This window comes from Erwinia aeris, assembly GCF_041224955.1.
GTDB lineage: Bacteria > Pseudomonadota > Gammaproteobacteria > Enterobacterales > Enterobacteriaceae > Erwinia > Erwinia aeris.
Window position 1 is genome coordinate 318903 of record NZ_JBGFFX010000001.1, and the last position, 14344, is coordinate 333246.

A 14344-nucleotide genomic window follows, 5' to 3' on the forward strand; every position below is an offset into this window, starting at 1 on the left:
TCAGAAATCATAACGTTATTTCCCTCCACCGGTCTTTGCGGTAAAAACCGTCAGTTATTAGCGCCTCGCTGGCTTTCAGGCCGGCGGGGTGAAAATAATTTACCTTTAAAATCAAACGAAAGTACAGCCGTCTCGCACTCTGCATTACGCTTGGAGCGCGCTTAAGCGCACCCATAAACAGAGGATGAGAATATGACCGTAATTAATCAGACCACCTGCCGGCTGTTTAGCGAAGCTGGACAAACCACTCAGCTTTCCGCCTACTACGAAGAAGGACGACGCACGTTATGGATGATGCTACGCGCGCAGCCGCGCCCCAGCTTTAACCATGAGCTTATCGAAGAGATAATGAACCTTAGCTATGCCGCGCAGCGTTCCGGCTTGCCCATCGACTTTTGGGTAACCGGCTCGCTGGTGCCGACGATGTTTAATGCGGGCGGCGACCTCGGATTTTTTGTGGAATGCATTAAAAACGGGCGTCGTGAAGCGCTGCGGGCCTACGCGCGCGCCTGCGTGGACTGCATTCATGCGGCGGCGCGCGGGTTTGATACCGGCGCGGTGACCATCGCCATGATCGAGGGCAGCGCGCTGGGCGGCGGCTTTGAGGCCGCGCTGGCGCACCACTTTATCCTGGCGCAGGACACGGCGCGCATGGGCTTCCCGGAAATTGCGTTCAACCTGTTTCCGGGCATGGGCGGCTATTCGCTGGTGGCCCGGCGTTCGGGCATGAAGCTGGCGGAAGAGCTGATCTGCGAAGGAGAGTCGCATTCGGCGGAATGGTTCGAAACGCGAGGGTTGGTCGATCGGCTGTTCCAGCCGGGCGAGGGCTACCAGACTACCCGCACCTTTATCGACACGATGAAACCGAAACTCAACGGCGTCAGAGCGATGTTAAAGGCGCGTCAGCGAGTATTGCAGCTGACGCGGGCAGAGCTGATGGATATCACCGAAGATTGGGTGGAATTCGCCTTTTCTATCGAACCCAAGGATATAGCCTATATGGAAAGGCTGGTACAGCTGCAGAACCGCCACAGCGCGCAGGTTATGCGTAAAGCGGGTTAAGCACCGGCGTAACGTTTTGCCAGCCATTGCTCCAGCGCGTCTGCGGGCATAGGCCTGGCATATAAAAATCCCTGGCGAGCGTCCACACCGCTCGCCATTATAAATGTCTCTTCCTCTGTCGTTTCGATACCTTCCGCGATAACCTGCAAATTCAACGCCTTCGCGACCGCGACAATCGCCCGCACCAGCGATTGTGAAACCGGCTGACTGTTAACACCGCGAATAAAGCTTTGATCCAGCTTGATGGCGTTAATCGGCACGCGCGCCAGCTGCGAAAGGGAGGAGTAACCGGTGCCGAAATCGTCCAGATGCACTTCCGCTCCCAGCGCCTGGAACTGATTCATCAGCGTCAACGCCTGCTGCTCGTTTTCAATCAGGCAGCTTTCGGTCAGCTCAATATCCAGCGGGCAGCTCGCCAGGTTCGCTTTGCCCAGCGCGCGCTTCAGATCGATATAGATGCTTTCATCAAGCAGCTGGCGCGGCGAGACGTTAACGGCCACGCGCAGGTTGATGCCTTTTTTGCGCCAGGCCAGGATCTGTTCAAGCGCGGTCAGCATGACCCAGCGGCCCAGCGGCACGATCAGCCCCGACTCTTCGGCATAGGAGATAAAGTCCGCCGGTGAAACCAGCCCGCGTTCCGGCGACACCCAGCGTACCAGCGCCTCTACGCTGTGCACTTCACCGGCCCGATCCAGCTTGGGCTGATAGTGGATAATCAGCTGATCCTGCTCCAGCGCCTTGCGAAGATTGGTATCCAGCCAGAGATATTCAAATACCCGCTGATTCATTTCAGCCGCAAAAATGCAGTACTTGCCGCGCCCGTTCTCTTTTGCCGTATACATGGCCGTATCCGCATTGCGGATCAGGCTCTCGCGATCTTCGCCATGCTGCGGACTCAGCGCGATGCCGATAGAGCAGCCGGAATAGACTTCAATCAGCCCGATGCGGAAGGGCTGTCTGAGCCTGTCGAGAATGCGCGTAGCCATCGCTTCCAGCTCTTGCTGCGTCGCGCCGACCGCCAGCACCAGGAATTCGTCGCCGCCCAGGCGCGCCAGCGTCTGGTTCTTTGCCAGGCAGCTTAAGATAGCCAGCGACACCGCTTTTAACAGCTGGTCGCCGAACATATGGCCATAGGCGTCGTTAACCTTCTTGAAATTATCCAGGTCGAGATAGACGATACCGATCTGCTGCTGCACCTCTTCCGCCAGCGCTTCTGCGATAGCGTTATTGATCGCATTACGATTGGGCAGGCCGGTAATGCCGTCGGTGTTCGCCAGTACCCGCAGACGCTCCTGCGCCCGTCGCTCTTCGGTAATATCGGTGCCGGAGCAGATCAGGAAGATTTCATTTTTCCCGCTGCCGCTGTGGACAAACTTGTTTCGGAAAAGAAACAAACGCTGTCCCTGACGGGTTTTCACCCATCTTTCCACTTCGTAAGAGTTGCCGTCGCGGAAAAAACCGCTGATGTTGCGACGTGACGAAGCCGCCTCCTGGCGGGTCATAAATAGCTGGAAGACGTTGCGGCCGATAACTTCCTGTTCTTTCAGCCCGGTATACTCCTCGCTTTTGCGGTTAAAGCGCTGAATATTGCCGCGCTGGTCCAGGATGACGATCACCGAGTTGGCTTCTGACACCACCTGTTCGGCGAACGAAAGGCCCAGCGCCAGATCGCGCGCCACGCTTGCGGTATCGCCCCAGGCGGAGGCGCTGCCCGCCCATTCGGTCTGGTTAACGCGGCGGCCAACCAGATGCATGGAAAGCGGCTCGCCATACAGCGACACCGTCAGGTTCACGCTGGAGGTGATCACGGTCATCGCGCGCAGCAGGCTCGCCTGCGTAGGCGTTAAGGGGATAACGACGTGCGTATCGGCCGATTCATCCTCTGCAAATAAAAGCGCATCGCTGTCGGACTTTAAACGCCAATGAGGGCTGTTAGTACCAAACCAGGTATAAAGTAGTGATTGCCCTTGCTCATCGGTCATCAGATTTCTCCCTGGAGGATGCAATACAGGCTGTATCTTCTTATTTTAGCAACAGTATTCGGCAAACAGGATAATCACAAGCGCAATGTTTAAGATATTTTTTATGTCGGAAATTAACTATGGCGAAAAAAGCCCCGACCGCGCGATCGGGGCGGAGATCAGCAGGGACATTTTCCGACTTTTCCCGCCACGGAAGGAAAGCGGGCTTCCAGGCAGTAGCGGTGAAACTCTTTCTCCGTCATGGCCTTATTAGCGGGATGATGCTGCTGCATATGTCGCAGGTAGGTTTGATAGTCCTGAACGCCAACCATCAGGCGAAAACACTGCGCCAGCCGCGACATTAACAAACGTAACGTTAGTGATTCTTTTAATACCGTTGTGGCTAAAGGTCGACAGCGGATCACCTGAAGCCGGTTTCTTGCAGGTCGGGAAAAAATCGCTCTAGCCATGACGCGCCTCGCTTCGCAGGGAAATATCGGCTTCGTGCACCGTCGGGCTTTGACTGTTTAATGCGCGACGAATGACGAAAAAAGCCGCGATAAGCATGGTAACGGCAACCAGCATAAAAAAGGCGCAGAGCGCGGCGTTGATCTGATTGCTGAACACGATAGTCTGCATATCCGCTACAGTTTTGGCTGGCGCGATAATCATGCCGTCCTCAATGCCTTTAGAAAACTTTCTGGCCTGAGCAAGAAAGCCAATGGCCGGTTTTTCGTGGAAAATCTTCTGCCAGCCTGCATACATTGAGGTGATAAAAAGCCACGCCGTCGGCAGGATGGTCACCCAGGCGTAACGCTGTTTTTTCATCTTAAACAGGACAACGGTGCCGAGGATCAGCGCCATTGAGGCCAGCATCTGATTACCGATGCCGAACAGCGGCCACAGCGTGTTGATGCCGCCAAGCGGATCGACCACGCCCTGATAGACAAAGAACCCCCAGCCCGCTACCGCCACGGTGGTGCCCGCCATATTGCCCAGCCAGGAACGGTTGTTCGCCAGCGACGGCACCACGGTGCCCACCAGATCCTGCACCATAAACCGGCAGGCGCGGGTGCCCGCATCCACGGCGGTCAGAATAAACAGCGCCTCAAACAGAATGGCAAAGTGATACCAGAACGCCATCATGGCGCGGCTGTTAAACACTTCGGTAATGATATGCGCCATGCCTACGGCAAAAGTAGGCGCGCCGCCGGCACGAGAAAGGATAGTGCCTTCGCCAACATCTCTGGCGATGCCGCTCAGCATTTCCGGCGTCACCACAAAGCCCCAGCCGTTAATAGCCTGCGAGGCGGATTCTACCGTAGTGCCGATTAGTGCGGCAGGCGAGTTCATGGCGAAATAGACGCCAGGCTCAATGACCGAAGCGCAGATCAGCGCCATAATCGCGACAAACGATTCCATCAGCATCGCGCCGTAGCCAATCATGCGGATATGGCTCTCACGTTCAATCAGCTTGGGCGTGGTGCCGCTGGAGACCAGCGCGTGAAAGCCGGAGATAGCGCCGCAGGCGATAGTGATAAACAGGAAAGGAAACAGGCTGCCGGCGAACACCGGGCCGCTGCCGTCAATAAAACGCGTCACGGCGGGCATTTTCATCTCCGGCATGGCAAACAAAATGCCGATAGCCAGACCAACAATCACGCCGATTTTCAGGAAGGTGGAAAGGTAATCGCGCGGCGCCAGCAGCAGCCACACCGGCAGCACGGAAGCGACAAAACCGTAAATAACTAACACCCAGGTCAGCGTAGTGCCTTTGAGGGTAAAAAACGGTCCCCAAAACTCGTGTTGCGCGATGTTGCCGCCGTAGATAATTGCCGCCATCATCAGCACAAAACCAATCAGCGATACTTCTGCGATTTTTCCCGGACGCAGAAAGCGCATATAAATCCCCATAAACAGGGCAATAGGGATGGTGGCCGCGATAGTAAACAATCCCCAGGGGCTGTTGGCCAGCGCTTTGACCACCACCAGCGCCAGCGCGGAAAGAATAATGATCATCACGCCCAGCGCGCCCAGCATGGTCACAACGCCCGCGAACGCGCCCAGCTCCTGTTTCGCCATTTCGCCCAGCGAGCGGCCGTCGCGGCGGGTGGAGATAAACAGGATCAGGAAATCCTGTACCGCACCCGCAAGCATTACGCCGATCAGGATCCACAGCGTGCCGGGCAAAAAGCCCATTTGCGCCGCCAGAATCGGGCCGACCAGCGGGCCGGCGCCGGCGATAGCGGCAAAATGGTGGCCGAACAGTACCCATTTATTGGTGGGCACGTAGTCCAGCCCGTCGTTGAGCCTTTCGGCGGGAGTGAGCCGACGGTCGTCCAGTTCGAACACGTTTTTGGCGATAAAGCGGCTGTAGAACCGCCATGCGATGCTGTAGCAGGCCACGGCGGCCACCACCAGCCAGAGCGCGTTAACCTGTTCACCGCGGCTGAGCGCCAGCATGGCGAAGGCGATCGCGCCGACTATCGCCACGCCGGCCCAGACAATGGCCGATTTTACCTTGATCATCACAATACTCCTTGTTATCTCCCAGCGAGATAACGCTAAAGTAATGTTGATATTTTGTTAGTGAAAGCAGGGGGAATAAGAAGTGTGAGGCAAGAGGTTTTTTTCTCCGCGCGACCTCAGAGAGCAAGGGCGACAGAAGCAGGCGGGACAGGGCGTCCCGCCTGACAGAGCATCAGGCTGCCGGACGAGCCACGATGCTACGGGTTTCCATCCGCACTTCTGCGATGGTCACTTCGATCAGATCGGTCACGCGATAAACCACTTCGCCTTTGATCTGCACCGTGCCGCTTTCCTGGCTGCATACCATCTCATCACGTACCGCGTGAATAAACGGCGCAGGGATAAAGGCAACGGCGCCGTTAGCGGTCAGGCGCACGCGCATGCCGCCGCGAGACACATCGATAATCTCCGCCGCAAAGCGCTCGTCGGTGCCCGCCGCTTTCTGCAGGAAACGGGAATAGAGCCAGTCGCCCACGTCACGCTCTGCCATACGGTTCAGGCGGCGGCGCTCGCTCATCTTCACGGTAATCTCATCCTGCGGACGGGAAGCCGCTTCGCCTTTGATCATCGCTTTCAGCAGGCGATGGTTGATCATATCGCCGTACTTACGAATAGGCGACGTCCAGGTCGCATAGGCTTCCAGTCCCAGCCCGAAGTGCGGACCAGGCTCGATGCCGATTTCGGCGAACGACTGGAAACGACGGATGCGGCTGTCCAGGAACTGGGTCGGCTGCGCGTCCAGTTCGCGACGCAGCACGCGGAAACCTTCCAGCGTGGCGATAGCCTGCGGATCGACCTTCACGCCGTGGTTTTCCAGCACGCTGGCGGCCTGCTCGGCGTTCACCAGGTCAAAACCGAGGTGAATGTTGTAGATCCCGAAGCCCAGCTTCTCGCGCAGCACGGTGGCAGCGCAGATGTTGGCGGTGATCATCGCTTCTTCCACGATGCGGTTAGCGATGCGGCGATGTTCAGCAACGATATCCAGCACTTCGCCTTTTTCGCCCAGCAGGAAACGGAAGTCAGGGCGATCTTTAAACACCAGCGCGTGGGTTTTACGCCACTCGCCGCGCGCCAGGCACAGCTTGTGCAGCAGACGGATCTGGGTAGCGATCGCGTCGTTTTCCGGCTGCCAGTCGCCGCTGTTTTCCAGCCAGTCGGAAACCTGGTCGTAAACCAGCTTGGCTTTGGATTCAATCCAGGCCGCGAAGAAGTGGATATCTTCGCCCAGCGTGCCGTCGGCCGCTACCGTTACGCGGCAGGCAAGCACCGGACGGCGCTCGTTGGGACGCAGCGAGCAGACGTCATCGGAAAGCTGGCGCGGCAGCATCGGAATGTTAAAGCCCGGCAGGTAGTTGGTGAACGCGCGCTCGGCGGCAATAGCATCCAGCTCGCTGTTCGCCGCCACGTAAGCGGTCGGATCGGCGATAGCGATGGTCAGGCGCAGCTGGCCTTCCGGTAATGCTTCTACGTACAGCGCATCGTCCATATCTTCCGTGCTGGCGCTGTCGATGGTAACAAAATCCAGCGCGGTCAGATCTTCGCGCTCAAGCTGCTCGTCAAGCATCTCGCCAGCCACGGCTTCCGGCGCTTCGCGCTCCAGATTGTGGCGGGAAAGCGTTACCCACCACGGCGCCAGATGGTCGTCAGCGGTGGTGATAAAAGCGGTCAGCTCGGCGTAGAAAGTGCGATCGCCTTTCAGCGGATGGCGCTTCATCTCGGCCACGGCCCAGTCGCCGGCCTGGAATTCATGATTCAGGTTGCGGTCGGGACGGCACTGAATAGCGTCTTTGAGCAGTGGATGATCGGGCACGATAGAAAGGCGATCGTCTTTCTTCTGCACGCGGCCGACAAAACGCGTCAGGAAAGGCTCAACAAGTTTTTCCGGATCGGCGACTTCACGATCCTTATCGGTTTGCAGCACGGCAACAATGCGGTCACCGTGCATCACTTTTTTCATGAACGGCGGCGGAATGAAATAGCTTTTCTGGGCATCAACTTCCAGAAAGCCGAAGCCTTTTTCGGTGCCTTTTACCACCCCTTCAACACGCGGCGTCTGGGAGTGGAGTTTCTCTTTGAGCTGCGCGAGCAGCGGGTTATCCTGGAACATAATCTCAACGTTTTCGTGGCCTAAGAGCGGCAGACAGTTTTACGCGATTAACCGCCCCGCGGCAAGTAAAAAGCCCGGAAAATCGCGGGCTTTGCGAGGCTGTGCGCTGAATTGCCGCGCTTTTTTTGGCACGGGCTGGCGGCGGCAAAAGGGCGGAAGAATTTTCCAGCCGCGAATGCCTGTCGCCAGCCGTAAGAAATAAAAAAGCCGGGAAAATCCCGGCCTGGTGTTAGCGCATTGTGACTCAGGCGATACGCAAGCCTGGCTTCACTTCGGACAGGGTGATTTTCACCGGCACCGATTTAGACGTTGGCGTGCCGCTGCCGTCGCCAAAGCTGGAAAGCGGCACCAGCGGGTTGGTTTCCGGATAGTAGGCCGCCAGGTTGCCTTTTGGAATGTTGTAAGGCACCAGCTTGAACTCGCTGACTTTACGGGTGATCCCGTCGTTCCACAGCGTTTCGATATCCACCTTGTCGCCCGCCGCAAAGCCCAGACGCGCCATATCTTCCGGATGGATAAACAGCACTTCGCGCTGGCCATACACGCCACGGTAGCGGTCATCAAGGCCGTAAATCGTGGTGTTGTACTGGTCGTGCGAGCGCAGCGTTTGCAGCGTAAACGGCACTTCCACATCCAGCTGCGGGAACAGCGAGTCCGGCAGGCTGGCGGCGCTGAACTGCGCTTTATTGTTCAGCGTATTGAAACGGAACTCTGCCGCGGCGTTGCCCAGATAGAAACCGCCCTTGATATCGCACTTAGCGTTGAAATCCGTAAAGCCCGGAATGGTAGCGGCGATATGGTCGCGGATCAGATTGTAATCCGCTGCCAGGCCCAGCCAGTCCACTTTTTCCGAACCCAGCACGGCGTGCGCGATACCGGCAACGATCGCCGTTTCGGAACGCTGCGTCTCGGCGATAGGCTTGCCCACGCCTTCAGAGGCGTGAACCATGCTGAAGGAGTCTTCCACGGTGATAAACTGCGGGCCGGTCGCCTGGATATCCTGCTCGGTACGCCCCAGCGTCGGCAGGATCAGCGCGTCAACGGCACCAGGACACAGGTGGCTGCGGTTCAGCTTGGTGCTGATCTGCACGGTCAGGCCGCAGCGACGCAGCGCCTCTTCGGTGCGCGGGCTGTCCGGCGCGGCGGCGGCCAGGTTGCCGCCCAGCGCGATCAGCACTTTGATCTCGTCACGCAGCATCGCTTCCAGCGCTTCAACCGTGTTGTGACCGATTTCGCGCGGTGGCTCAAAGCCAAAGTGTTTGCCCAGGCTGTCGAGGAAGGCCTGAGAAGGCTTCTCGTCAATGCCCATGGTGCGGTTGCCCTGCACGTTGCTGTGGCCGCGAACCGGGCAAAGGCCTGCGCCTTTTTTGCCCAGCTGGCCAAACAGCAGCTGCAGGTTAACGATCTCGCGCACCGTATCCACAGAATGCTTGTGCTGCGTGATGCCCATCGCCCAGGTACAGATCACGCGCTCGGCGCTCTGGTAGATAGCGGCCGCTTCACGGATCTGCTGTTCGGTCAGGCCGGACTGCTGAACGATATGCGACCATTCCGTCGCCTCGACGGCAGCCAGGTAAGCTTCCATGCCTTCGGTTTTGGCATTGATAAAGACTTCATCAAACAGGCCAGGTTCGCCAGCAGCCAGACGGGCATAATGCGTTTCCGCCAGCGCTTTCACCATGCCGCGCACCGCTGCCATATCACCGCCGAGGTTCGGCTGATAATAGGTAGAGCTGATGGTGCCCGCTTTACTGGTTACCACTTCCAGCGGCTTCTGCGGATCCGCAAAGCGCTCCAGGCCACGTTCGCGCAGCGTGTTGAAGGTCACGATTTTTGCACCGTGATCGGCGGCGTGACGCAGGCTGTGCAGCATACGCGGGTGGTTGGTGCCGGGGTTCTGGCCGAAAACAAAAATAGCGTCCGCGTGATCGAAATCATCCAGGCGAATAGTGCCTTTGCCCACGCCGATGCTGCGCTTCAGGCCGGTGCCGCTGGCCTCGTGGCACATATTTGAGCAGTCCGGGAAGTTATTGCTGCCGTTCATACGGCCAAACAGCTGATAAAGCCAGGAGGCTTCGTTGCTGGCGCGGCCAGAGGTGTAAAGCTCCATCTGGTCAGGATTGTCCATCGCCTTGATATGGCGGGCGATCAGGGCAAACGCGTCGTCCCAGCTGATGGGCTCGTAATGGTCGGTTTCACGATTGTAGCGTAGCGGCTCGGTCAGGCGACCCTGATATTCCAGGAAGTAGTCGCTCTGCTTATAGAGGGCGGAAACGCTGTGTTGAGCAAAGAAGCTGGCGTCGATAAAGCGGCGCGTCGCTTCCCAGGTCACGGCCTTGGCGCCGTTTTCACAAAAGCTGAAGGTGCTTTTGTTATCGTCGCCCCAGGCGCAGCCGGGACAGTCAAAGCCTTTGGCTTTGTTCATGCGCATCAGGTTGCGCATATTTTTCAGAACTTGTTTGCTGTCAAAAACGAAACGGGTTGTCGCTTCCAGTGATCCCCAGCCGCCCGCCGCCGCCTGGTAGGGTTTTATTGCAGTTTTAAATTTCATAGTGCTTCGCAGGTGGTTACAATGTTTTTGTCTTGTTAAGAAGTTATTACTTCTTTTATCGGCACAGTCTGTGACTTCTTAACAAAATTGTCTAATTGATTGCTTTAATCATGCGATAGTTGGGGTTTATCGCTAAAGCGTGAGACATATCAAAGAATCATACGGAAGCATATGCATTTCTCCGCGTCCCGTCTTGCGCTGGATCATACTCAGGCTTTCAGCCGGAAAGACGAGGGGCCTGTGAAAGAATTTGCCAGTAAAATTCATGCTTTCGGCAAAGCGCTGATGATGCCGATCTCCGTTATCGCCGCCGCCGGTATCTTTCTGGGCGTGGCGGCCGCGCTGCAAAACCCGGCGATAACCGGCGATGCGTTTGCCAGCCTGCACGTTCCACAGCTGATTATTGGCTTTATCCGCAAGGTGGCGGGCGCGCTGTTTGCCAATCTGCCGCTCTTTTTTGCCGTTGCCAGCGCGATTGGCCTGGCGAAAGCGGAAAAGCCGACCGCCGCCTTTGCTGCTGTTATCGGCTTTATCGCCATGCATGTCGGCGTCAGCGCCACGCTTGCGGCGCAGGGATTGACGGCGGCTACGACCACGCCGGAAGCGCTGCAGGCGAAAGGCATGGAGCAAACGGCCGCCATGATGACCTCGGCGGAATATATCCCGATGCTGGGTATCTTTACCTATAACATGAGCGTGCTGGGCGGCGTTATTGCCGGTTTGCTGACCGCGACCATTCATAACCGCTTCTATACCACGCAGCTGCCTACCGCTATCAGCTTCTTCGGCGGGCGACGTTTTGTGCCGATCGTGACCGTGCTGGTGCTGCCGCTGGTGGGCGTGCTGCTGGCGGCGATCTGGCCCACTATCGGCGCCGGTATCGCCTGGGTTGGCGAGCTAATCGGCAAAAGCGGGCAGTATGGGGCTTTCTTATATGGCACCAGCGAACGCCTGCTTATCCCTACCGGCCTGCATCATATCCTTAACGAAACGGTGCGCTTCACGCCTATTGGTGGCGTCGCTACCGTGGATAATCAGACCATCGTGGGCGCGCTGAATATCTTTAATACCGCGCTGACCCATCCCGGCTCCGTACCGGATGACATTATCAGAAACGCCACGCAGTTCCTGGCGCAGGGAAAAATCCCGGTGATGATGTTTGGCCTGCCGGCGGCCGCGCTGGCGATCTATCACTGTGCGAGGCCGGAGCACAAGCAGCGGGTCAAAGCGCTGATGCTGGCGGGCGCGCTCACTTCGTTTACGACCGGCATCACCGAGCCGCTGGAATTCTGCTTTATCTTTGTTTCGCCCATTCTTTATCTGCTGCACGCGCTCCTTAGCGGCCTGTCTTTTATGCTGATGTCGATGCTGCACCTGATGATCGGCAATATTCAGGGCGGCGCTATCGATCTCGTGGTGTTTGGTATTCTTGGCGGCAGCAAAACTCAATGGTGGTGGACGCTGGTGCTTGGCGCCATCTACGTGCCGGTTTACTACTACGGTTTTCGCTTTGTTATCCTGCGTATGCGGGTAGAAACGCCGGGCAGGGAAGCGGAAGAGACGGAGCCGGAAAGCAAAACGGTCGCGGCCGATCAGCGTATTCGGGTGATCATTAGCGGACTGGGCGGCGAAGGCAATATAGAGGACGTCGATTGCTGCTTTACCCGACTGCGGGTGCGGGTAAAAGAGATGAAAGAGGTCGTCGATCAAACGCTGATGACCACGGGCGCCAACGGCATCAACCGCGTCAGCGACCACGATATCCAGGTCATTTACGGGCCGCAGGTTGAAAAAATCGCCAGCGAGGTGAAAGCTGCCCTGGGCGTGGCCTGACTGCTGCCGTCCCTGGCAGGCCGCATTTACAGAACGTTCGCCGTGTCAGGCTTTCCGGGCGAGGGCGGCGGCGACCAGGCCATCCAGCCATGCCTGATGGCCGTTAATCATCGGGTTTGGCGTGGTTTTCGCCAGTGCTTTAGCCGGATGGCCGTTCTGGGTTTCCTGGGTCAGGATACGTACGCGTCCGCCGGCCAAATCTTCCAGCAGCCAGGCATGATGCACATCCAGCCGCGTTTCGCCTTCGCCGGACCAGCCATGCCACGCCACGCGCGCCGGTTCGCCGGTGGATGGCGCTACGCATTCAGTTACCTGCGCCTCGACAGGAAAACCAAAAGTCGTGAAGTAGAAACGCACCTCCTGCGCCAGCTGCGGACCTTTACCGTGACAGAAACGAATATCAGCAACATTTTCATAATAGGTTGGCCACAGCGCTGGGGTATTCAACAGCGGCCAGACTTCCGCCGTGGACAGACCTGCCACAATAACCTCGTTCGAGGCGAAGTTATCACAAAAACCCGGAATATAGCCTTCAGGCCAGATAATAGCGTTCATTAGTCACCCATAAAAACAGAGCACAGCGCCAGTCGCTGTTGGTAAAGCGAGTATGCGGAGAGTGCTGATATAAGGCTAATCAGGGTTTGTTATTACTGATATCATGAAGAATGATATCTAAAGGGGAAGCGAAGCGAGATGAAAACGGATATCCGCACAATGGATTTGAATCTGTTGAAAACCCTGGATGCATTGTTGGATGAACGCAGCGTTACGCGTGCGGCAGCCAGGCTGTCGCTTACTCAGCCAGCCGTCAGCGGAATGCTGACGCGGCTGCGCGACTGTTTTGACGATCCGCTGTTCAGCCGAACGCAAAGAGGGATAGTGCCCACGCCACGCGCGCTGGAGCTGGCTGCGCCGGTGAAAAGGATCCTCAGCGAAACGGAAGCGTTATTACAAAGAAAAGTGTTTAACCCGGCCAGCGCAGAGATGACGATCACCGTCGCCGCCACGGATTATGCTTTAAAAGCGGTTATCGTGCCGTTTGTGACCGCGCTGCGTCGACAGGCACCGGGCATTCGCGTGGCTGTGGTGCCGGTTGAGGCCGGCCAGCTAGCAGATCAGCTGGCGCGGGGCGAAATCGATTTCGCCCTGGTCACGCCTGAAACCACGCCGCAGGAGCTGCACACCCGCCACCTTTTTGATGAACGCTATGTCTGCATGATGCGCAAAGATCATCCTGATGCCGGCCCCCGGCCGCTGACGTTGGACCGTTTCTGCCAGCTTGACCAGGTTCTGGTTTCTTTTACCGGGGACAGATTTTCCGGCGTGACCGATCGCGCTTTAGCGGCGTTGGGACGCGAAAGAAGGGTGGTCATGGCGATCAACAGCTTTCTGATGCTGCCGGAAATTTTGCAGCTCAGCGATCTGATTGCGGTAACGCCTTATCGACTGACCGTGGGCGTCGAGAAAATGGCGATACAGGCGCCGCCGCTGGTCATTCCCGGCTTTACCAAAATCCTGGCGTGGCACGACCGCACGCATCGTGACGCCGGGCACCGCTGGCTGCGAGCCTTGTTTACCGCTCTGTTCAGCGATGAGCCGTAATCAGACAGGGACAGACGGCCCTTCTGCCGTCTTGCTATTGCAATGGGTATATTTCATTACAGAGATAAAGGCTTAAGCCTGCTGTGGTTTATTAACTGTTATTTTAAAACATTATTAATAATCCTGAAAAATTATGTCATATTTTTCGCGTCTATATATTTTACTGATTTGGCTGGCTTTTTCAGGGTGCGTATGAGAAAGCCTGTTGAATATAAAATGAAACAGGCGATCCGCCATTAAATAAAGGTTTTTTCTTGCAGGCTGATGAGAGGTTGCTATAGTTATTCATGCACGACGTTCACCGGCGTTCGGTAAAAACAGCAGTAGCCGAGCTATATTATCCGGTGAGAAATTGAATACACGAAGAGGAAGCTATTATGACTCAGCATCGTGGAAATTCCGGCAACTTCGCCGAGGATCGTGAAAAAGCATCAGAAGCAGGTAAGAAAGGCGGCCAGAGCAGCAGCGGTTCTTTCAAAAACGACCGTGATAAGGCCTCCGAAGCCGGTAAAAAAGGTGGGCAGAACAGCCACCGCAGCTAAGTAGTATGGGATGACCACAGGTAGTATCGGGCCGTTTAAATTGGCTCAACTATTAGCCGATTGATTAAGTTGGCCGAAGAAAGTAATTTAAGGTTGTCCCGTAACCGGCTAAAACCCGCATCCCTCTGTTTCAGGGGTGGCGGGTTTTTTTATGCAT

The 14344-nt window shown here is 56.7% G+C and carries 10 protein-coding genes; 4 read left to right on the forward strand and 6 right to left on the reverse strand.

The window, feature by feature from the left end; translation table 11 throughout:
• The first annotated feature begins 192 nt into the window (after positions 1–192).
• Positions 193–1062: a crotonase/enoyl-CoA hydratase family protein gene (locus AB6T85_RS01660; RefSeq protein ID WP_253453851.1), complete on the forward strand. Its 870-nt coding sequence runs from the start codon at positions 193–195 to the stop codon at positions 1060–1062.
• Here the strand turns inward: AB6T85_RS01660 and pdeR are convergent.
• From pdeR to AB6T85_RS01685, 5 genes are all read right to left on the reverse strand, one after another.
• Positions 1059–3044: a cyclic di-GMP phosphodiesterase gene (pdeR, locus tag AB6T85_RS01665; RefSeq protein WP_253453853.1), complete on the reverse strand. Its 1986-nt coding sequence runs from the start codon at positions 3042–3044 to the stop codon at positions 1059–1061. The genes AB6T85_RS01660 and pdeR overlap by 4 nt on opposite strands.
• Positions 3045–3202: 158 nt before the next feature.
• Positions 3203–3493 (reverse strand): YbdD/YjiX family protein, encoded by a 291-nt coding sequence (locus tag AB6T85_RS01670; protein WP_253453855.1) that lies wholly within the window; start codon positions 3491–3493, stop codon positions 3203–3205.
• Positions 3486–5552, reverse strand: a complete 2067-nt coding sequence (locus AB6T85_RS01675) for a carbon starvation CstA family protein (protein WP_253453857.1) — start codon at positions 5550–5552, stop codon at positions 3486–3488. The genes AB6T85_RS01670 and AB6T85_RS01675 overlap by 8 nt, the downstream gene beginning before the upstream one ends.
• Before the next feature lie 172 nt (positions 5553–5724).
• Entirely contained in the window at positions 5725–7659 is a 1935-nt protein-coding gene (locus AB6T85_RS01680; protein ID WP_301251650.1) for an exoribonuclease II, read from the reverse strand.
• 244 nt (positions 7660–7903) lie between these two features.
• Positions 7904–10210: an FdhF/YdeP family oxidoreductase gene (locus AB6T85_RS01685; RefSeq protein WP_253453861.1), complete on the reverse strand. Its 2307-nt coding sequence runs from the start codon at positions 10208–10210 to the stop codon at positions 7904–7906.
• A 285-nt stretch (positions 10211–10495) separates the two neighbouring features.
• On the opposite strand from AB6T85_RS01685, the gene AB6T85_RS01690 reads away from it, so the two are divergent.
• The gene (locus AB6T85_RS01690) at positions 10496–12043 is read left to right on the forward strand and encodes a PTS transporter subunit EIIC (RefSeq protein ID WP_369894825.1); all 1548 of its coding nucleotides are present in this window, start codon (positions 10496–10498) and stop codon (positions 12041–12043) included.
• 45 nt (positions 12044–12088) lie between these two features.
• Here the strand turns inward: AB6T85_RS01690 and AB6T85_RS01695 are convergent, their stop codons facing one another.
• Complete coding sequence (locus AB6T85_RS01695; RefSeq protein ID WP_253453863.1) at positions 12089–12598, reverse strand: SRPBCC family protein; 510 nt, start codon at positions 12596–12598, stop codon at positions 12089–12091.
• A 138-nt stretch (positions 12599–12736) separates the two neighbouring features.
• Between AB6T85_RS01695 and AB6T85_RS01700 the strand changes: the two genes are divergently transcribed.
• The gene (locus AB6T85_RS01700; protein WP_301251717.1) at positions 12737–13645 is read left to right on the forward strand and encodes a LysR family transcriptional regulator; all 909 of its coding nucleotides are present in this window, start codon (positions 12737–12739) and stop codon (positions 13643–13645) included.
• Positions 13646–14022: 377 nt separating this feature from the next.
• Complete coding sequence (locus tag AB6T85_RS01705; protein ID WP_301251651.1) at positions 14023–14187, forward strand: con-10 family general stress protein; 165 nt, start codon at positions 14023–14025, stop codon at positions 14185–14187.
• Positions 14188–14344: the final 157 nt, after the last annotated feature.